This is a genomic window from Burkholderia sp. YIM B11467 (genome assembly GCF_052952715.1).
Genome location: NZ_JBQVSQ010000001.1, coordinates 368,733 through 388,810 on the forward strand (window position 1 = coordinate 368,733; position 20,078 = coordinate 388,810).

A 20,078-nucleotide genomic window follows, 5' to 3' on the forward strand; every position below is an offset into this window, starting at 1 on the left:
ACATGGCCTCGCTGCCTTCCTCCCGTCACGCGGAACCCGTCGCCGCCGGTCCGTCCGGCGGCGCTTCGGCCGCCGCTGCCGCGCGGCCCGGCGTGCCGCCGTGGCTGCTGCTTGCGCCGATCCTCGCATTCCTCGCGGTGCTCGCGGCGGCGACGCTCACCGTTCTGCGGATGAGCGTCGGTACGCCGGGCGACGAATGGCGCACGTTCACGCTGCAGAACTACGCCGATCTCGCCGACCCGTACTTCATGCACTCGCTGTGGCTCACGCTGCGCCTCGCGTTCCAGAGCATGGTGTGCGCGGTGCTGCTCGCGATCCCGGTCGCGCTGGCGATGGCGCGCGCCGAATCGCGGCTCGCGCGGCGACTCATGCTTGCCGGCGTGCTGCTGCCGCTGCTCGTCAACCTGCTGCTGCAGGGTTACGGCTGGCTCGTGATGCTCGGCCCGGCGGGCCTGCTCAACCGCTCGCTGCTGGCGGCCGGCGTCATCGAACGGCCACTGCAGCTGCTGTACCGCGAACACGGCGTGCTGCTCGGGCTGATCCAGACCGCATTCCCGCTCGCCGTGCTGCCGCTGTCGAGCGCGCTGCGTGCCGTGTCCCGCGCGTACGACGAAGCCGCCGCGACGCTCGGCGCGACGCGCTGGCAGACGCTGCGGCATGTGACGCTGCCGCTCGCGATGCCGGGGCTCGTATCGGGCGCGCTGCTCGTATTCGCCTACAACGCAAGCGCGTTCGCGGTGCCGCTGCTGCTCGGCGGCCGGCGCGTGCCGATGCTCGCGGTGCTCGTGCACGACCAGGTCGCACCGCTGCTCAACTGGCCGGCCGCGTCGGCCTCGGGCGTCGTGCTGATGGGCGCGACGCTCGTCGTGATGGCGGTTTCCCAGCGCCTCGTGCGCGCCCTGCAACGTGACGAGGTGAACCGATGAATGCCCTTCTGCCGCGAGCACCGCTGCCCGGCCGCCTGAGCCGCGCGACCGGCGCCCTCGCGACGCTCGTGCTGTGCCTCGCCGCACTGCCGATCGTGACGATGATCACGATGTCGTTCGGCTCGTCGGGCACGCTCGAATTCCCGCCGCGCGATTTCAGCCTGCACTGGTACCGCGCCGCCTGGCAGACCTTCGTGACCGCCGATGCCGGCAGCGCGCAATCGATGGGCGCCGCGCTGACGACGAGCCTCGTCGTCGCGATCGCGACGATGCTGGTCGCGACTGCGGTTTCGGTACCCGCCGCCTACGCGCTGTCGCGTTACCGCTTCCGCGGCAAGACGTTCGTCGAGCAGCTCGTCGCGCTGCCGATCGTCTATCCGCTCGTCATGCTCGGCCTCGCGCTGCTGCTCGTTTTCAACGCGCTGCCGGTCGAACTCGGGCTCGTGCGGCTCGTCGTCGCGCACGTGATCCTGACGCTGCCGTTTACCGTGAAGAACTGCGCGGCATCGGTCGCGTCGATCGGCCCGGAATTCGAGGAAGCCGCGTGCCTGATGGGCGCGAGCCCGCGCCGCGCGTTCGTCGATGTCGTCCTGCCGCTGATGCGGCCGGGCGTCCTCGCCGGCATGCTGTTCGCGTTCATCGTGTCGTTCAACGAGTTCACGGTGACGTTCTTCCTGTACAGCGTCGACACGATGACGCTGCCGGTCTGGCTCTACAGCCGCACCGTGTCGTCGCTCGACCCGACCGTGTTCTGTTTCGCGGTGTTCACCGTCGCGATCGATTTCGCGCTGATCTGGATGCTCGAAAAACTCGTCGGCGACAAGGGCGTTGCGCTCTGATACGCGCACGACTCCGCCCTCGCCCATCCAAGGACTCCCCATGACCCAGCTCACCCTTCAGAGCGTGACGAAGCGCTTCCACCACGCGTATGCCGTCGATCACGTCGACCTGTCCGTGCCGGACGGCAAGCTCGTCTGCTTTCTCGGCCCGTCGGGCTGCGGCAAGACCACGCTGATGCGGATCATCGCCGGCCTCGAGACGCCGACTTCCGGCACGCTCACGTTCGCCGGCCGCGACCTCACGCACGTGCCGGCCAACCGGCGCGACTTCGGCATGGTGTTCCAGTCGCTCGCGCTGTTCCCGCACATGACGGTCGCGCAGAACATCGCGTATCCGCTGCGGCTGCGCAAGACGGCCAGGACGGCTCAAACGCAGCGTGTCGCGGAGCTGCTGGAACTCATCCAGCTTCCGCACCTGGCCGACCGGCTCGTCACGCAACTGTCCGGCGGGCAGCGCCAGCGCGTCGCGATCGCTCGCGCGATCGCTTCGTCGCCGCGCCTGCTGCTGCTCGACGAGCCGCTGTCGGCGCTCGACGCGAAGCTGCGCGAGGCGATGCAGGTCGAGATCCGGCTGCTCCAGCAACGGCTCGGCATCACGACGATCATGGTCACGCACGACCAGCGCGAAGCGATGACGATGGCCGACGAGATCGTCGTGATGGAGAAAGGCCGCATCCAGCAGGTCGGCCGGCCGCTCGACATCTATCGCGATCCGGTCAACGAATTCGTCGCGGATTTCATCGGCCTCGGCAACATCCTGCCGGTCGCGTGCGACGGCGACGACGCGATCGTGCTGCCGGGCGGGCAACGGCTCGCGATCCGGCGCGCGCCCGACGCGCCGCGCGCGGACGACGCCGTGCGCCTGCTGATTCGCCCCGAGGACGTGTGCGTGCGCGCGGCCCCGGCCTCGCCGTCCGCGCCGAACACGCTCGCCGGCACGGTCACGTTCGTGCGCGACGTCGGCGCGTCGATCGAGGCGACGATCGATTGCCGCGGCTTCACGCTGACGGCCGCGACGACGCCGCGCGAGACGCCCGACCTGCACGTCGGCATGCCGGTCGCCGCCGAGCTACCCGCGCATGCATGCAAGCTGATCGCCGCACGCGGCGCTTGATTTCCTGTTCTTTCCCCAGCGCAGCAACAAGGACTCCACCATGAACGCATCGACCCAAGCCCACCGTCTCGTGCGACGCCTGCTCGCCCGCACCGCCCTCGTCTGCACCTGCGCGGCGGGTCTCGCCGCCGTCGCGCCGCTCGCGCATGCCGACGCACTCGACACGATCGCGAAATCCGGCGTCGTGCGCATCGGCGTGTTCGAGGACTACCCGCCGTTCGGCTCGATCGGCCCCGACATGAAGCCGCAAGGTTACGACATCGACATGGCGACGCTGATCGGCAAGGCGCTCAACGCGAAGGTCGAGCTCGTGCAGGTCACCGGCGACAACCGGATGGCGTATCTCGCCGACCGCAAGACCGACATGCTGCTGTCGGTCGGCCAGACGCCGGAGCGCGCGAAGGTGATCGATTTCTCGAACGCGTATGCGCCGTACTATCTCGCCGTATTCGGCCCGAAATCGCTCGCCGTGAAAGGCACCGCCGATCTCGCCGGCAAGTCGGTCGCGGTCGCGCGCGGCACGCTCGAGGACCTGAGCGTGAGCAAGGTCGCGCCGCCGAACGCGACGATCAAGCGCTTCGACGATCCGAACGGCGCGATCGCGGCGTTCCTGTCGGGGCAGGCGCAACTGCTCGTGGTCGGCAACGACGTCGGCGCGACGATCATCGCGCGCCATCCGTCGATCGATCCGGAGCAGAAGTTCTCGCTGTTCAGCTCGCCCGATCACGTCGGCCTGAACAAGAACGAGCCGCGCCTGATGCAGAAGGTCAATGATGCGATCGCCGGCGCGAAGAAAAGCGGCACGCTGAACACGCTGTCGCAGAAGTGGCTGCACGCGGCACTGCCGGCCGACCTGTGATGCGCGCCGCGCCCGCCCCGCATTCACGACGAAAGGTATCGTCATGACCTACGTGTTCGACTTCAGCGATTTCGGCCTCTACGCCGGCATGCTCGCGCGCGGGATCGGCGTGACGCTCGGCCTCACCGCGGTCTCCACCGCGCTCGGCGGCCTGATCGGCACCGCCGGCGCGTGGGCCGCGCTCGCCGGCCCGCGCTGGGCACGCACACTCGTCGCGGCCTACGTCGAGCTGATCCGCAATACGCCGTTCCTGGTCCAGCTGTTCTTCATCTTCTTCGGGCTGCCCGGGATCGGCGTGCACATCGACGAAGCGCAGGCGGCCGTGCTGGCGATGACGGTCAACCTGGGCGCGTATGCGGTCGAGATCCTGCGGGCCGGCATCGAATCGGTGCCGCACGGGCAAACGCAGGCCGCGCGCGCGCTCGGGCTGCACGGCCGGCAGGTGTTCGGCCAGGTCGTGCTGCCGCAGGCGCTCGCGAACGTGTACCCCGCGCTGCTCGGGCAGGTGCTGATCGTGATGCTCGGCTCGGCCGTCGTGTCGCAGATCTCGGTGCCCGACCTGACCTATGCGGCGAACTTCATTCAGTCGCGCAATTTCCGTGCGTTCGAGATCTACATCGTCGTGACTGCGATCTACCTGCTGCTGTCGATCGCGTTGCGCATGCTGCTCAATCGCGCCGGCCGCAGGCTGTTCGCGGGCCGCGCGCCAAATAGTGCGGCCGCCGCACCGCGCCGCTCGTGCGTCGCACGCTTTACGTGGCGCGCGCGCTCCCCTGAAACCGGCCTCCCGACGGAGCGTGCCCGATGATCGAATTCACCTTCCAGGATATTGCGTGGAACCTGCTGCTGGCCGCGCGCTGGACCATGCTGCTGTCGCTGATCACGTTCGTCGGCGGCAGCGTCGCCGGGTTCGTGCTGCTCGCGATGCGCATCTCGCCGGTACCGGCGCTGCGCCGCTTCGTGAGCCTGTACGTCGAGCTGTTCCAGGGCACGCCGTTGCTGATGCAGCTGTTCCTCGGTTTCTTCGGACTGCCGCTGATCGGCATCGACGTGACGCCGTGGGTCGCCGCATCGGTCGTATTGACGTTGAACGCGAGCGCGTACCTGGCCGACATCTGGCGCGGCTGCGTCGACGCCGTGCCGCGCGGCCAGTGGAGTGCGGCAGCCAGCCTCGGCATGACGTGGACGCAACAACTCCGTTATGCGGTGTGGCCGCAGGCATGGAAAATCGCGCTGCCGCCGACCGTCGGCTTTCTCGTGCAGGCGGTGAAGAGCACGGCGCTGACGTCGATCATCGGGCTGACCGAACTCACGAAGACCGGCAACATCATCACCAACGCGGTGTTCAAGCCGTTTCCGATCTACGCGATGGTCGCGCTGCTCTACTTCGCGATGTGCTTCCCGTTGACGTGGTACGCCCGCGTGCTCGAACGCCGCTACCGCGTCGCGAAGGCACGCTGAACCGGCGCCGCGCGCGCCTCATTACGATGCAGGTATCCCCCATGATTTCCATCAGCAACGTTTCGAAGTGGTACGGCCAGTTTCAGGTCCTCACCGACTGCACGACCGCGGTCAGGAAGGGCGAAGTGGTCGTCGTGTGCGGCCCGTCGGGCTCCGGCAAGTCGACGCTGATCAAGACCGTGAACGGCCTCGAGCCGTTCCAGCAGGGCGAGATCCTGGTGAACGGCCAGTCGGTCGGCGACAAGAAGACGAACCTGTCGAAGCTGCGCTCGAAGGTCGGGATGGTGTTCCAGCATTTCGAGCTGTTCCCGCACCTGTCGATCACCGAGAACCTGACGCTCGCGCAGGTCAAGGTGCTCGGCCGCGGCAAGGACGAGGCGAACGAGAAGGGTATGAAGCTGCTCGATCGCGTCGGCCTGAAGGCGCATGCGCACAAGTTCCCGGGCCAGCTGTCGGGCGGCCAGCAGCAGCGTGTCGCGATCGCGCGCGCGCTGTCGATGGACCCGATCGCGATGCTGTTCGACGAACCGACGTCCGCGCTCGATCCCGAGATGATCAACGAAGTGCTCGACGTGATGGTCGAACTCGCGCAGGAAGGGATGACGATGATGGTCGTCACGCACGAGATGGGCTTCGCGAAGAAGGTCGCGCATCGCGTGATCTTCATGGACAAGGGCGCGATCGTCGAGGACGACCGCAAGGACGATTTCTTCTCGAATCCGAAATCGGAACGCGCGAAGGACTTCCTCGCGAAGATCCTGCACTGAACGCTGCCGCGACGCGTCGTGCCGCACGACGCGCCGCACCCGCCCCTTCCGATCGCCCGTTCCATGCCGGCCTTTCCGATGAAACGACTGCCTTCCCTCAACGCGCTGCAGATCTTCGACATCGTCGCCCGCCACGGCAGCTTCACGCGCGCCGCCGAACAGCTGTGCCTGACGCAGGGTGCGGTGAGCCGGCAGATCCTCGCGCTGGAGGCGTTCTACCAATTCCCGCTGTTCAAGCGCACGCCAAAGGGACTGACGCTGACGGCGGAAGGCGAACTGCTGTTACCGACGGTGCGCGAGAGCTTTGCGCGCATCGAAGAGGTATCGATGCGCCTGTCGCGCCGGCGCACCGAACTTGCGCTGAAGGTGCCGACCTGCATGATGCAGTGGATGTTGCCGCGGATCATGCGGTTTCAGTCCGAGCACCCGGAACTCCAGGTGCAGATCACGACGACCTGGGGCCATCACGTCGATTTCCGCATGGAGCCGTTCGACGCCGCGGTGATCTACGCCCCCGGCGCCGGCCCCGACATGCATGCGATCCCGCTGTTCGAAGAGCGGCTCACGCCGGTATGCTCGCCGGACCTGTTGAACCGGCATCCACTCGCAAGCGTCGACGACCTGGCCGACCATACGCTGCTGCATCCGACCCGCGATCACCGCGACTGGAAACGGTGGCTCGACCATGCGGGCGCACCGCACGTCGACTCGACGCGCGGATTGAGCTTCGAGACGCTCGACCTCGCCACCCACGCGGCGATCGACGGCTACGGCATCGCGATCGGCGACCGGACGCTCGTCGACGAAAGCGTGGCGGCGCACCGGCTCGTGACGCCGTTCGACGTGTCGCTGCCGACCGGGATGGGCTATTACTTCGTGTATCCGGGCGGCGCCGAGCAGCAGCAGAAGATCCAGCTGTTCGGCGACTGGATCACGGGCGAACGCGAGCGCCAGACCTCCGTTTTCAATCGGCCCGCGTGAGCCGGCTCATCGGCACGGGACGCAAGCGCTTGCGTGCCGCATACGGCCGCCCGGCGCGCCCGACCGGATCCGGCCCGCGCAATGCCGGCATGCGGCGATTTCCCCACGCTTCCAGTTCGCTTTCGAACCGCTCCGCAACTGTGAATAAACGAGATTATTGAATCCAAACATTCCGATATTTAATTTGCGGCTTATCCTCTAAACTTGTTCATGGCAATTCGCTGACCTGCGCTTGCCGAAGCACTTCAATTCTCCGACTCATTAAATCAATCAAGGGGTTTGAAATGTAAGCCGCCACAATTTCATCGGGAACCACACCGTCGATTCGTGTCTACGCGACCAGCGGGGGCTCGACGACCGAGTGGTGCTGGGATGGTGATGGCTGGACGCGTGGCGGATATACGGGTTCCTGATCGAGCGTGCCTGGGGCGCAAAGGATTTGCGCCACGATCGGCGCAATGCGAACATATTCTCGCATTGCGCTGCTTTTTAATTCGCTCCACATTGATTGCATCAATTCATCGTCACATGGGACCGAAATTAAAAATGACGACTTCCCGACATCCGCTTTTCAATCAAAAATCGACCGCCTTTTTATTTACTCAAAAGACGATTAAATCGCACACGCAAACGACGCAGCGTCCAGTGCGCCGTGCAGTTGTCGCTTTTTTTCATTTTCAGCCTGCCATTGCCGGGCGGTGACGCGAACGGTGCAATGCCTGCCGATTACCCGATTTCCCGCAACGTCCCCAGCAGCACCTTCCTGCAACTCGCCACCATCTGCGCTTCCGGGTCGCGATAGTCGGTAAGCAGCCACGCCGCGCCGACGTTCGTCATCGCGCCGACGAGCGCGAGCCCGATCAGCCGCTGCTCGGTGCGCTCCGCGGGCGTCGTCGCTTCGCCGGGCGCGCCGATCGCCATGATCAGCTTGCCGAAGTCGATCAGCATGCGCTGGTAGGTCATGTCGGTGTCCGGGCTCACGCCCATCACCTCGAGCAGCAGCACGCGCGCCGCGCACGGGTCGCGCAGGAACGCGAAGAACGCGGCAAGCCCCGCGTCGACGCTCTCGCGCAGATCGCCGCCGCGCGCGGCGACCGCCTGCGCGACCGCGTCATGCAGTTGCTGCGCGTGATGCAGGTAGGTGCAGCGCAGCAAATCCTCGGTGCTGGCGAACGCCGCATAAAAATAGCGATCGTTCAGCTTCGCTTCCTGGCAGATCGACCGCACGGTCGCCTTGCGGAACCCGACCGTGCCGAACACGCGCGTCGCCGCGCGGATCAACGCATCGCGCCGCTCGGCGGCACGCACCTCGGGCGCCACGCCGCCATACGAGCGGCCCCGTTTTTCCGTTTCGAGTGCTTTCTCCATTCCGCTATTTGACATCAGGACACCCGAAAACTAAAGTGGTGACGATCAACACCACAATAGACGCGCCGCCGGCGCAGCGCAAGCGGAACGGGAGGAACGACGGATGAAGGGGTTTTCCGGGAAAGTCGCCGCGATCACGGGCGCTGGTTCGGGCATGGGCCGCAGCCTCGCGGTCGAGCTCGCGCGGCGCGGCTGCGCGGTCGCGCTCGCCGACGTCAACGATGTCGGGCTCGCCGGCACGGCGGCCGCCTGTGCGCAGCACGGCGTGCGCGTGAGCACGCGGCGGCTCGACGTCGCCGACCGCGATGCGGTATTCGCGTGGGCCGACTTCGTCCGCGCCGAACACGGCAAGGTCAACCTGGTCTTCAACAACGCGGGCGTGTCGCTGGCCGCCAGCGCCGAGACCGCGCGCATCGCCGATCTCGAATGGATCGTCGGCATCAACTTCTGGGGCGTCGTGCACGGCACGCAGGCGTTCCTGCCGCATCTGCGCGCGTCGGGCGACGGGCACGTCGTCAACACGTCGAGCCTGTTCGGGCTCGTCGCGATGCCGACGCAAAGCGCGTACAACGCAACCAAGTTCGCGGTGCGCGGCTTCACCGAGGCGCTGCGGATGGAGCTCGAACTCGACGGCGCGCCGGTGAGCGCGACCTGCGTGCATCCGGGCGGCGTCGCGACGAACATCGTCGACGCGAGCCGCGTCGATACCAGCATCCACGCGCTCACGGGCCAGGACGAAGCGACCCATCGCCGGCAGGCGAACCGCCTGATCAACGCGACGACGGCCGACGATGCCGCGCGGCAGATTCTCGCGGGCGTCGAGCGTAATGCGCGCCGCGTGCTCGTCGGCGCCGACGCGCGCCGTCTCGACCGGATCGCACGCGTGCTCGGCGCCGGTTACCAGCGGCTGATGCTGCGCTACGTGCGCCGCGCCCGCGCACGCAACCTCGAACGCACCCACGCCCCGGCCGCACTCCCGACCACGCCGACCAAGGACCCCGCATGACCTCGACGACGACCGACCGGCGCGACGCGCCGCCCGCCCCCGGCGCCCGCCGCGACGACGGCGACAACCGCGACCTCGACGTGCTGATCGTCGGCGCCGGCCTGTCCGGCATCGGCGCCGCGTACCACCTGAAGCAGCGCTGCCCGCATGCGAGCGTCGCGGTCGTCGAGGCGCGCGAGGCGAGCGGCGGCACCTGGGACCTGTTCCGCTATCCGGGCGTCCGTTCGGATTCCGACATGTTCACGCTCGGCTACAGCTTCCGCCCGTGGCATAGCGACAAGGCGATCTCGGACGGCCAGACGATCCTCGACTACATCCGCGACACCGCACGCACCTACGGCATCGACAAGACGATCCGCTACGGCCAGAAAGTCGTCGCGGCCGACTGGGACTCGAACCGCGCGCGCTGGACGGTACGCATCGAGCGCACGCGCGACGGCGCGGCCGACACACTCGTCTATACCTGCCGTTTCCTGTTCATGTGCAGCGGCTACTACGACTACGACGCCGGCTACCGGCCCGACTGGCCCGGCATGGACACGTTCGAGGGCAACCTCGTGCATCCGCAGCACTGGCCGAAGGATCTGTCGTACGCGAACCGGCGCGTCGTCGTGATCGGCAGCGGCGCGACGGCCGTCACGCTCGTGCCGTCGATGGCGGCCGACGCGCAGCACGTGACGATGCTGCAGCGCTCGCCGACCTACATCGTGTCGCTGCCCGCGCGCGACAAGATCGCGAACGCGTTGCGCCGCGTGCTGCCGTCGCGGCTCGCGCACCGGCTCGTGCGCGTGAAGAACGTGCTGCTGACGATGTACCTGTACAACGTGTCGCGCCGCAAACCCGATCAAACGAAGAAGTTCATCATCCGCGCGGCCGGCAAGCAGCTCGGCCCCGGCTTCGACGTCGAGAAGCACCTGACGCCGCGCTACATGCCGTGGGACCAGCGCGTGTGCCTCGTGCCGAACGGCGACCTGTTCAAGTCGATCCGCGCGGGCCGCGCGTCGATCGTCACCGACGAGATCGAGCGCTTCACGCCGACCGGCCTCAAGCTGAAGAGCGGCCAGCAGCTCGACGCGGACGTGATCGTCACCGCGACCGGGCTGAAGGTGAAGATGCTCGGCGGCGCGCGCGTCACGGTCGACGGCCGCGCGGTCGACCTGCCGGACACCGTGTCGTACAAGGGGATGATGTACAGCGACGTGCCGAACCTCGCGTCGTCGTTCGGCTACACGAACGCGTCGTGGACACTGAAGGCCGAGCTGATCGCGCGCTACGTGTGCCGGTTGCTCAACCACATGCGTGCGAACGGTTACGACACGTGCGTGCCGCGGCTCGGGGCCGGCGATCTCGGCGACGTGCCGGCCGTCAACCTGAGCTCGGGCTACATCCAGCGCGCGGCCGGCATCCTGCCGAAGCAGGGCCACCGCAAGCCGTGGAAATTCCATCAGAACTACGTGCTCGATCTCGCATCGCTGAAGTTCAGCGCGCTCGCCGATTCGGCGATGCATTTCGAACGCCGCGCGAAAGCCGGCCCGGCCGCCACCGCGCCGGTTGCCGAACCCGCACTCGAAACCCGTTGAGACCGACATGACCCATACGCTCCATCTGATCCAGAACGTGCTGCTCGGCGTCGTCGCGGTGCTCGCCGCGCTCGCGCTGTTTTCCGGTTATGTGGCCCGTCGCGTGACGCGCGCGTTCCCGCCCGAAGGCCGCTTCGTCGACATCGGCGGCGACCGCATCCACTACGTCGAATACGGCAACGGCCCGCCGATCGTGTTCGTGCACGGGCTCGCGGGGCAACTGCGCAACTTCGCGTATCTGCCGCTCACGCGGCTCGCGCAGCAGCATCGCGTGATCCTCATCGACCGGCCCGGCGCCGGCCGCTCGATCCGCGGTGCGGGCTCGCAGGCGAACGTGTTCGCGCAGGCCCGCACGGTCGCCGCGTTCATCGACGCGCTGCGGCTCGACAAGCCCGTGCTCGTCGGCCATTCGCTCGGCGGCGCGATCGCGCTCGCGGTCGGCCTCAACCACACGGACCGCGTGAGCCGGCTCGCGCTGATCGCGCCGCTGTCGCACCAGCAGCCCGAGCCGCCGGCGCCGTTCCGGCCGCTGATGCTGCCGTCGCCGCTCGTGCGCCGTTTCGTGTCGTGGACCTTCGCGATCCCGCTGACGATCCTGACCGGCCGCAAGGCCGTGCGCCAGGTGTTCGCGCCGGAAGACGTGCCGCGCGACTTCCCCGTCAAGGGCGGCGGGCTGCTCGGCATGCGGCCGCACGTGTTCTACGCGACGGCAACCGACCTGCTGTCGGCGCCCGTCGACCTGCCCGCGATGGAGCGCCGCTACGCGGACCTCGCGCTGCCGGTCGACGTGCTGTACGGCCGCGCCGATCCGATCCTGAACTGGCGCGAGCACGGCGACGCGCTGGCAAAGAAATCGGCACGCGTGCGGCTGAAGGTCGTCGAAGGCGGTCACATGCTGCCGATCACGATTGCCGATGCGACGGCCGACTGGCTGCTCGAAGTCGCCGCCGCGCCCGCTGATGCCGCCGCGCAAACGGCGCGTGTCGAGCACTGAGCACCCAGCACCAGGCCGGAACGAAACGAGGCCTGATCCCGTGCCGGACAGCCGGCGCCGCGGCGGAATCAGGCTTCGTCGTCGGGCACCGACAGCCCGAGATCGGCGATCACCTCGCGCGCGCTGCGGAATGCCTCGACCGCGGCCGGCGCACCCGCGTACAGCGCGCTGTGCAGCAGCACCTCGCGGATCTCGACGAGGCTCGCGCCGTTGTTGAGCGCACCGCGAATATGACCTTTCAGTTCCGTGCTGCGGCCGAGCGCAGCCAGCATCGCGCACGTGCACAGGCTGCGTGTCTTCAGGTCGATCCCGCCCCGCTGCCACGTGCTGCCCCACGCGTGTTCGTTCAGCCAGTTCTGCAGCGGCCGCGAAAAACCGTCGAGATCGCGCATCGCGCGCTCGACGAACGCCTCGCCCATCACGTCGATCCGCCGCGCCTTGCCGTATTCCCTGTCCTGTTCGCTCATGTCGGTGTCCTGTGTGAGGTCGTGACCGTTTCGGCGGCGCCGGCGGCCGGGAGATGTCGCGTCATGTTCACGGGGCCGCCGCGTTTCGTCAAAGACGCGGCCCTCGGTTCGCGGCCGACCGCGTGACGCGATGTCGAACGCTACGTAACATTGCGCCGCGCGTTACGGCGGCTCACGGGAACATCGCCATGTACGCACTGACGCACCTTACGCGCCGGCCGCGCGAAACCGTCATTCATGCGTTTAAATCGCGTTGATATTCCCGATTTTCGCAACAAAGCGCGACACCGTTTCGCGGAACCTGTCGTGGCGCGGAATTTGCAGTGCAGGCTTGGACACACTTCCAATGTCGAGGCCAACATGCACAACATTTTCAAGAAGACGACGGTAACGATGGCCGTCACGTCGCTGCTCGCGCTATATGGTTGCGGTTCGGTCGACGGACCGACGACCCCGCCGACGATCAAGCCGACCACGTCGGGGACGGGCGGCAGTTCGGGGACTTCCGGCACGTCGGGCGGCGGTTCGTCGGGGACGTCGGGGGGCGGTAGTTCGGGTACTTCCGGCACCTCGGGTACGTCTGGCACCTCGGGTACGTCTGGCACCTCGGGTACTTCCGGCACCTCGGGCACCTCCGGTACGTCGGGCACTTCCGGCACCTCGGGCACTTCCGGCACGTCGGGCACTTCCGGTACGTCGGGCACTTCCGGCACCTCGGGTACTTCCGGTACCTCGGGCACTTCCGGTACGTCGGGTACTTCCGGCACCTCGGGCACTTCCGGTACGTCGGGTACTTCCGGTACGTCGGGTACTTCCGGCACCTCGGGTACGTCTGGCACCTCGGGTACCTCCGGTACGTCGGGCACTTCCGGCACCTCGGGTACCTCCGGTACGTCGGGCACTTCCGGCACCTCGGGTACTTCCGGCACCTCGGGCACTTCCGGTACGTCGGGTACCTCTGGCACGTCGGGCACTTCCGGCACCTCGGGTACCTCCGGTACGTCGGGCACTTCCGGCACCTCGGGTACTTCCGGCACCTCGGGCACTTCCGGCACCTCGGGTACTTCCGGCACCTCGGGTACTTCCGGCACCTCGGGCACTTCCGGCACCTCGGGCACTTCCGGTACGTCGGGTACCTCTGGCACGTCGGGCACTTCCGGCACCTCGGGTACGTCTGGCACCTCGGGTACCTCCGGTACGTCGGGTACTTCCGGCACCTCGGGCACCTCCGGCACCGGCGTCACCCCGCTCGGCAATGTCCTCCAGAAATCCGGCAACCTCGTGACGGCACTCGGCACGACGGTCGCGAACGGCGGCGCGCAGATCGGCGGCGTGCAGATCCCCGGCACGAACCCGACGACGGCCACCAGCATCGGCAACGCGGTCACGAGCCTCGGCAACGGCGTGCAGTCGCTCGGCAACGGCGTCGCGGCCGGTCTCGGCTCGATCGGCGTGTCGGCGAACCCGCTCGGACCGACGCTGACGTCGACCACCGGCCTGCTGACCGGCGCCGGCGGCACGGTCAACAACCTCGGCAACGCGGTGAAGAGCCTCGGCTCGGGCCCGCTGTCGCCGCTGTCGCCCGTGACGACGCTCGTCGGCGATCTCGTCAACACCGTCGGCGGCGCCGTCAACTCGACCGCGTCCGGCCTCAACACGGCGCTGAACAGCTCGCCGGTCCAGCAGCTCGAGACGCAGGTCGGCAAGGTGATCAACCCGATCACGAACACGCTGACCGGCGGCGTCACGACACCGGGCGCCACGCAGACGCTCGGCGGCGTGACGCTGCTCGGCACGCCGCTCAACGGCCTGCTGAGCACGCTCGGCAACGGCCTCGCAACCGCCGGCACGAAGGTCGGCGGCGCGACCGACAACCCGCTCGGCGCGGGTCTCGGCGGCGTCGTGGCCCAGCTCGGCAATACGGTGACGTCCACCGGCGGCCTCGTCCACGACAACAACGCAGGCAGCTCCAACAGCGGCACCGGCGGCAGCAACCCGCTCGCCCCGATCACGGGCCTGCTCGGCACGCTGACGGGCGGGCTCGGCGGCGGCAGCTCGAGCGGTTCGGGCGGCACCAGCGGCACGAGCGGCGGCCCACTCGGACCGGTCACGGGCCTGCTCGGCTCGCTGACCGGCGCACTCGGCGGCCTCGGTTCGAGCGGCACCAGCGGGACCGGCGGCACGAGCGGCACCGGCGGCGGCCCGCTGGCACCGGTCACCGGCCTGCTCGGTACCGTGACGGGCGCACTCGGCGGCCTCGGCTCGGGCGGCACCAGCGGAACCGGCGGCACGAGCGGCACCGGTGGGTCGGGCGTCGGCGGCCTGCTGGCGCCGGTCACCAACCTCGTCAACTCGCTGACGCCGCTCGGCGCAAGCCTCACCGGCACGGTCACGACGCCGGGAGGCAACGTGACGGGCACCCTCGGCGGCCTGCTGACGAGCGGCCCGGTCGGCACGCTGACGGGCGCGCTGACGACGCCGGCCGGCGGCGCCGGTGCCGGCGCGACGGTCACCCCGAGCGGCGCGGCCGGCACCGCGACGACACCGGCCGGCAGCGGCACCGTGGCGGCCGGTCTGACCGGCAGCTCGAACGGCGGTGCCGCGGGTGGTGCAGCCAACCTGCTGTCGCCGGTGACGAACCTCCTCGGCGGTCTGCTGGGCGGCGGCACCAAGAAGTAACGTCTTACCTACCAGAACCACAGGCCAATGGCCGGGCACGCATCAATACAAAGCCCGGCCGACGGCCGGCGTCACCCGCCAAGCGGGGGCGCCGGCCCTCATCCCGACGAGGATCCGATCATGAATTCCACGCTCGACGGCATCGCCGCGGTCCAGGACCGCCCGCCCCGTTCCGCCACACCGTTCCGTGCCGGCCTGCTCGGCATCACGGCCGGGCTCCTCGCGCTGTGGTTCACGCGCGACCAGCCGGCCCTCGACGCCGCGACGCGCGCGATCATCGCGAGCCTCGCAATCATCGGCACGATCGCGCTGCACGAAATCCTCATCTCGCGCGTCTACCTGCGCCCGAGCGCGGGGCTGTCGCGCCAGGCCGTGCGGCCGCTTAGCCTCGCGCGCGTCGCGACACGGCTCGGCGCGCTCACGTCGATCTACGCGGGCATCGGGATGCTGTACTGGCTGCTGCCCGAATATCACGGCGATTTCTACCTGCCGTTCTGGTCGCTGCTGCGCGCGCTCGCGCCGTACGTGATCGTCGCCGCGCCGTTCTATTTCATGTGGATGGACCGCCATCAGCGCGAAACCGACGACGCGTACCTGCTGTGGGGCCGCTTCCTGTTCCGCCGCGAGAAGCCCGCGAGCTGGCAGCCGGTGCGCGAGATGCTCGCCGGCTGGGGCGTGAAGTCGTTCTTCCTGCCGCTGATGACCGTCTACCTGTCGAAGGACGCCGATCATCTGACCGCGTCGCTCGCGCACGCGATGAGCGCGCCGATGTCGATCGCGACCTTCACGTTCATGTACGACCTGTCGTTCACGATGGACCTGATGTTCGGCACCGTCGGCTATCTGTGCACGTTCCGCATCCTCGACAGCCACGTGCGCACGGTCGAACCGACGGCACTCGGCTGGGGCGCCGCGCTGATCTGCTACCAACCGTTCTGGTCGCTGATCTCGGGCCACTACATCCGCTACGAAGGCTCGCTGTTCTGGGACAACTGGCTGCTGTCCGCGCCGACGCTGCGCGTGATCTGGGGCGCGCTGATCATCCTGCTGCTGCTGACGTATGCACTGTCGACGATCTCGTTCGGGCTGCGCTTCTCGAACCTCACCAATCGCGGGATCATCACGTCGGGCCCGTACCGCTTCACGAAGCATCCGGCGTACATCACGAAGAACCTGTCGTACTGGATGGTGTCGGTGCCGTTCGTCGAGCCGCTCGGCTGGCAGATCGGGCTCATGCACTGCGCCGCGCTCGTCGCGGTCAACCTGATCTATTACCTGCGCGCGAAGACGGAAGAACGCCACCTGATGCGCGACCCCGACTATCGCGCGTATGCCGAATGGATCGCGGAGCACGGGCTGTTCGCGCGGATCAGGCAGGCGTTCTCCGGCGCGCGGCAGCCGGCATAACGAAGCAACGGAACCGCGAACACGCCCGCACCGCCGACGATCCATGCGGTGCGGAGCCGGCCTTTACCGCGTCAGACGCACGACGTACAGACCGGGAAAGTTTGCGGCAACAGCCAGGCTGTAGTTCGGTCGGACCGAATACACCGAACCGGGGATGGTCGGCTTGTAGGTCACGTTCCCGCTCGACAGATCCGCCATTTCCACAACGGGCGGGTTCGGATCGGGGACCACGTCCGTCTTGAAGTTCAAGGTCAGTGTCCGGTTGAACATGTTGTCGAAAGCCCCGTACGCCTTGATCTCGTACACATAGTCGGCCTTCACGCCGGCCGGCACCGGGTCGGGCTTGCCCAGGCAAATCGTCCCGTCGCGAACTACGCCATCAGGCGGTGTCTTGAAGGTCAACGTGGCGATACCGTCGTCGGTGACGAGCGTCATCGTTGCATTCGGAATCGCGCTCTTCGTCACCTGTATCGACTTATAGCTGTCGGGACACTTGACTGCATTCGCTTGTCCATCCGATCCTGCCTGCGAGGTTGTATCGGTTGTGCTGTTCGTCCCGGTCTGAGCGGTCGAACCTGCCGAACCATTGTTGCTCGTCGAACTGCCACCGCCGTCACCGCCACCACAAGCCGTCAGCAGGACTGCCGACCCCATCAGTCCCGCCAGAAACCATTGAATCTTCATTATTTGCTCCGCTAAAGCCCCGATCGCGATCAACGGCACGACAGGATCACTACGCCGCCAATCCCTTGCGTGTTCGGCAATGTCGCGGAGTAACCAACGGCGATCAGCGGCTGCGTCGCATCATGCCCCACGACAACCGACTGCACCGACAACTGCCCGGTCGTCGAGACACCATTCAACGGTGCCTGTGTGTTCGTCAATGTGTATTGCGTATTCGCCAGATTGATCGACAGGCTCAGATTGGTGAGCTTGCGCGCCCCGAGATCGAGCGTGGCCGAGCTTGTGCCAAGCGTGCCGGATGCGTTGCCATTGTTTTGTGCCACCGTGTCCGCGATCAATTGGGTACACGCGAGCGTGCCGCTCGTCGCAGACAACGACAAAGGCGTACCGACCGCGTAATGAATGCCTTGCTCGCTGGTATAGGTATTGCCATCCGTGTCCATCGCCTGATTCCACCGACCGATCGCCACATCGCTGCCGACACTCTGAATCTCGGTCACCGCCCCATGGTCGAGCCCAAGACAGTCGGTCGCAGCAGCCGATGACGCAAGCGTCGTAAACGCACCACTTGCCTGCTGCACCTGACTCGATGCGGGCGCGTTCGACGCGGTGATGTTTCTGTTCTTCTGATAGGCCGTCGGCAGACTGGGTACAACCAGCACGGCCAGTTGGCCGTTGTTCGCCGCTACCTGAGACGCGGACCCCGAATAGGTGAAACGGCCGTTCGGTCGGCATGCCGCCTGGGCCGATGGCTGGGACACACCTGGCGACGTGGTGGTCGGCGTCCCTGCGTCGTTACTGTTCGATGTGCTGCCGCCCGCATTGGCAACCCCACCGTCGTCACCGCCACATGCCGCCAGCAGGACCGTCGCCGCCATCACACCGGCCAAAAGCACTTGCTTCTTCATGACTCACCCTCAAAAATGTTAAATATTCCTAACAAATAACATCAAGCCGCCCACATTCCTCAATGTCACATCTTCGGCGACGCGAAATGCCCTGCTTAAAACTGTGCAGTGACCTGGAACCCGACCGTGACACGCGCGGTCGGGAAACCTGACGGCTTGTAGATCGGCGTGCCCGCGAACAAGTCGTACGCGTATGCGCCAAAACGCGTGCCGATACTGCCTTTCACGCCGACCACCGCTCCGGCCAGTTGCGTCCCGACCAGCACGATCGGCTGCGGCCCCCAGACGCGCCCGTAGTCCAGCCCCGCATACACCGCCTGCCCCGTTTGGCCGATCGGCATTTGCAACTCGTTGCGCCAGTAGAAGCCGCGCGCCGCGGCAAGCATCGTTTCGCCGTCGAAACCGCGTACCGTGTAGCGGCTGCCGATGGTCAAGTCGTCGATGTAGTACAGCGTGTTTCCGGTGTACTGACCGTGGAACGTGCCGACGTAACGAAATGGCTGCTTGTCGATCGCGAACGGCACCGACAAGTTCGCGTCGAGCACTGCCATCCTGAAGCGATAGGTCGGGCCGCCGCCTGCCGCCAGCATGTCGTCCTGCGCGCCGAATCCGCCGACACCCTGACGGTAGGCAAGTGAACCGTCGAACTGCGCGCCGCCGAAGTAGTGGCGATCGGTCAGGCCAAGTTCGATGATCGTATTGTTGCGGCGCTGCTGTGAAATCTCGGTATCTTCGATGAAGCTCTGCCCGAAGCGGCGCGACAAACGGAAATACCCGCCGAACACGTCGTTCTGGCTACGCGCCAGCACGCGGGCCAGTTTGAAATCGACCGTCTTCGAGTTGCCGCTCGCGACGAATGTCTGATTCACACCCGCAATCTGCTGGTAATAGGTGTTCGTGTACGCGGACAGCGTGGCTGTCCAGTAACCCCATGGAATCGAATAGAAGCCGTTCCAGCCATGCGAACCGAGACGCTTGTCGCCGAATTCGAGGTCCTGGCTGACGCCGACGTTGAACATGTCGTTCAGGCCGAGCGGGTTGTCGATGCCGAGCGACAGGTTGCCTTGCAGCTTGCCGGTGGCGCGCGTGCCGGAGTTGTCGATCGATGCGACGACGGTCCAGGGCTTGTTGCGTTTTACATCGAGTACTACGTCGCTTTCGCCGGGAACGTCAGCCGGGACGATCTGCATCGACACGTCCTGGCTCGACACGCGTTTCATCTGTTCGAGACCCTGTTCGAGGTCGCGCAGATTCAGGAGATCGCCATCGCGCGTCGGGAATGCAGTTTTCCAGGTACCGCGAAGTTTTTCATCGGCGAAGCGCAAATGACGAATCACTCCCGGGATCAACGCGAGTTTCAACGTACCGGAGGCCAGATCCTGCTCGGGCACCAGTACGCGTGTCGTGACATAGCCGCGCGACAGAATCGCTTGCGACAGGCCTTTGACGAGCACGTCGAGCCCCTGTTTGCCGACGCACTGCCCTGCGTAGTGGCCAAGCCACTCGCGCGCAAACGCGAAACTATCCATCGGTAATGCCGAGGCACCTTGTGCCTTTACTGCATCGGGCAATGAACTCGGTACGTCGAGCACAAACCGGTCGATGCGAAAGCAGGGCACTTCCGACGGCAGCATTGGATGCCCGGAGCTTGCCGTCACGCCCGAGCGTACGCCCGACGCGGAAACTGTTCGTTCACGCTCGCGTGCTTCTTCTTGCTGACGCGCCTGCTGGTCATTGCCAGGAAGAATAGGGCGCGGTGCTTCTTGCGCAGACAAGCTGGTCGCGACAAACAGCAGCGTTGCCGCTGCAGATTTTCCCCGGTGAATGGTTTTCATGTATTTTTTAGAAACTTGATCATGACCGATGGCAGCGTCACACGCTTATCAAGCGTCACTTTCGGTTGAACGCTGGCCATTCCGCAAACGCAAAAATCCAAATCGCAGCGAGATTCACACCGGGAATCAACAGCATAATCACCCACCAACCCGAATGTCCTGTTCGATGCAAAATTCGAACATACGGATAAAGGAACAGGCAA

The 20,078-nt window shown here is 66.5% G+C and carries 19 protein-coding genes; 14 read left to right on the top strand and 5 right to left on the bottom strand.

What is annotated here, in order from left to right; translation table 11 throughout:
- The first annotated feature begins 2 nt into the window (after nucleotides 1–2).
- From ACTRWB_RS01670 to ACTRWB_RS01710, 9 genes are all read left to right on the top strand, one after another.
- Nucleotides 3–926 (top strand): ABC transporter permease, encoded by a 924-nt coding sequence (locus ACTRWB_RS01670; RefSeq protein WP_446900691.1) that lies wholly within the window; start codon nucleotides 3–5, stop codon nucleotides 924–926.
- Nucleotides 923–1,765, top strand: a complete 843-nt coding sequence (locus ACTRWB_RS01675) for an ABC transporter permease (protein WP_343490568.1) — start codon at nucleotides 923–925, stop codon at nucleotides 1,763–1,765. Before ACTRWB_RS01670 ends, ACTRWB_RS01675 begins: the two co-directional genes overlap by 4 nt.
- 40 nt (nucleotides 1,766–1,805) lie before the next feature.
- Nucleotides 1,806–2,879, top strand: coding sequence for an ABC transporter ATP-binding protein (locus ACTRWB_RS01680; RefSeq protein WP_446900692.1), 1,074 nt, complete (start codon nucleotides 1,806–1,808; stop codon nucleotides 2,877–2,879).
- A gap of 40 nt (nucleotides 2,880–2,919) precedes the next feature.
- Nucleotides 2,920–3,738, top strand: coding sequence for a transporter substrate-binding domain-containing protein (locus tag ACTRWB_RS01685; protein WP_048245291.1), 819 nt, complete (start codon nucleotides 2,920–2,922; stop codon nucleotides 3,736–3,738).
- A gap of 43 nt (nucleotides 3,739–3,781) precedes the next feature.
- Nucleotides 3,782–4,546, top strand: coding sequence for an amino acid ABC transporter permease (locus tag ACTRWB_RS01690; RefSeq protein ID WP_446900693.1), 765 nt, complete (start codon nucleotides 3,782–3,784; stop codon nucleotides 4,544–4,546).
- Nucleotides 4,543–5,199, top strand: a complete 657-nt coding sequence (locus ACTRWB_RS01695; protein ID WP_193101164.1) for an amino acid ABC transporter permease — start codon at nucleotides 4,543–4,545, stop codon at nucleotides 5,197–5,199. Before ACTRWB_RS01690 ends, ACTRWB_RS01695 begins: the two co-directional genes overlap by 4 nt.
- Before the next feature lie 41 nt (nucleotides 5,200–5,240).
- Nucleotides 5,241–5,966 carry an amino acid ABC transporter ATP-binding protein gene (locus tag ACTRWB_RS01700; RefSeq protein WP_193101165.1) on the top strand — a complete coding sequence of 242 codons (726 nt, stop codon included), beginning with the start codon at nucleotides 5,241–5,243 and terminating at the stop codon, nucleotides 5,964–5,966.
- A 78-nt stretch (nucleotides 5,967–6,044) separates the two neighbouring features.
- Nucleotides 6,045–6,947 (top strand): LysR substrate-binding domain-containing protein, encoded by a 903-nt coding sequence (locus ACTRWB_RS01705; RefSeq protein ID WP_446900694.1) that lies wholly within the window; start codon nucleotides 6,045–6,047, stop codon nucleotides 6,945–6,947.
- A gap of 372 nt (nucleotides 6,948–7,319) precedes the next feature.
- Nucleotides 7,320–7,649 carry a hypothetical protein gene (locus ACTRWB_RS01710; protein ID WP_446900695.1) on the top strand — a complete coding sequence of 110 codons (330 nt, stop codon included), beginning with the start codon at nucleotides 7,320–7,322 and terminating at the stop codon, nucleotides 7,647–7,649.
- Nucleotides 7,650–7,673: 24 nt separating this feature from the next.
- Here ACTRWB_RS01710 and ACTRWB_RS01715 read toward each other — a convergent pair whose 3' ends face one another.
- Nucleotides 7,674–8,330 (bottom strand): TetR/AcrR family transcriptional regulator, encoded by a 657-nt coding sequence (locus ACTRWB_RS01715; RefSeq protein WP_193101168.1) that lies wholly within the window; start codon nucleotides 8,328–8,330, stop codon nucleotides 7,674–7,676.
- An 88-nt stretch (nucleotides 8,331–8,418) separates the two neighbouring features.
- On the opposite strand from ACTRWB_RS01715, the gene ACTRWB_RS01720 reads away from it, so the two are divergent.
- Genes ACTRWB_RS01720 through ACTRWB_RS01730 form a run of 3 tightly spaced genes read left to right on the top strand, consistent with a single transcriptional unit; the run spans nucleotide 8,419 to nucleotide 11,895 of the window.
- Nucleotides 8,419–9,321: an SDR family NAD(P)-dependent oxidoreductase gene (locus ACTRWB_RS01720; RefSeq protein ID WP_412025112.1), complete on the top strand. Its 903-nt coding sequence runs from the start codon at nucleotides 8,419–8,421 to the stop codon at nucleotides 9,319–9,321.
- Nucleotides 9,318–10,901: a flavin-containing monooxygenase gene (locus ACTRWB_RS01725; RefSeq protein ID WP_446900696.1), complete on the top strand. Its 1,584-nt coding sequence runs from the start codon at nucleotides 9,318–9,320 to the stop codon at nucleotides 10,899–10,901. The genes ACTRWB_RS01720 and ACTRWB_RS01725 overlap by 4 nt, the downstream gene beginning before the upstream one ends.
- 7 nt (nucleotides 10,902–10,908) lie before the next feature.
- Nucleotides 10,909–11,895 (top strand): alpha/beta fold hydrolase, encoded by a 987-nt coding sequence (locus ACTRWB_RS01730; protein WP_446900697.1) that lies wholly within the window; start codon nucleotides 10,909–10,911, stop codon nucleotides 11,893–11,895.
- A 68-nt stretch (nucleotides 11,896–11,963) separates the two neighbouring features.
- Here ACTRWB_RS01730 and ACTRWB_RS01735 read toward each other — a convergent pair whose 3' ends face one another.
- Nucleotides 11,964–12,362: a carboxymuconolactone decarboxylase family protein gene (locus ACTRWB_RS01735; RefSeq protein WP_343490577.1), complete on the bottom strand. Its 399-nt coding sequence runs from the start codon at nucleotides 12,360–12,362 to the stop codon at nucleotides 11,964–11,966.
- A gap of 360 nt (nucleotides 12,363–12,722) precedes the next feature.
- Here ACTRWB_RS01735 and ACTRWB_RS01740 point away from each other — a divergent pair, with 360 nt between their 5' ends.
- The gene (locus tag ACTRWB_RS01740; RefSeq protein WP_446900698.1) at nucleotides 12,723–15,041 is read left to right on the top strand and encodes a collagen-like triple helix repeat-containing protein; all 2,319 of its coding nucleotides are present in this window, start codon (nucleotides 12,723–12,725) and stop codon (nucleotides 15,039–15,041) included.
- A gap of 120 nt (nucleotides 15,042–15,161) precedes the next feature.
- Nucleotides 15,162–16,448 carry an isoprenylcysteine carboxylmethyltransferase family protein gene (locus ACTRWB_RS01745; protein WP_446900699.1) on the top strand — a complete coding sequence of 429 codons (1,287 nt, stop codon included), beginning with the start codon at nucleotides 15,162–15,164 and terminating at the stop codon, nucleotides 16,446–16,448.
- A 63-nt stretch (nucleotides 16,449–16,511) separates the two neighbouring features.
- Here ACTRWB_RS01745 and ACTRWB_RS01750 read toward each other — a convergent pair whose 3' ends face one another.
- From ACTRWB_RS01750 to ACTRWB_RS01760, 3 genes are all read right to left on the bottom strand, one after another.
- Nucleotides 16,512–17,132: a hypothetical protein gene (locus ACTRWB_RS01750; RefSeq protein ID WP_446900700.1), complete on the bottom strand. Its 621-nt coding sequence runs from the start codon at nucleotides 17,130–17,132 to the stop codon at nucleotides 16,512–16,514.
- A 29-nt stretch (nucleotides 17,133–17,161) separates the two neighbouring features.
- Entirely contained in the window at nucleotides 17,162–18,040 is an 879-nt protein-coding gene (locus ACTRWB_RS01755; protein ID WP_446900701.1) for a hypothetical protein, read from the bottom strand.
- A gap of 95 nt (nucleotides 18,041–18,135) precedes the next feature.
- Nucleotides 18,136–19,875 carry a ShlB/FhaC/HecB family hemolysin secretion/activation protein gene (locus tag ACTRWB_RS01760; protein WP_446900702.1) on the bottom strand — a complete coding sequence of 580 codons (1,740 nt, stop codon included), beginning with the start codon at nucleotides 19,873–19,875 and terminating at the stop codon, nucleotides 18,136–18,138.
- Nucleotides 19,876–20,078 lie beyond the last annotated feature (203 nt).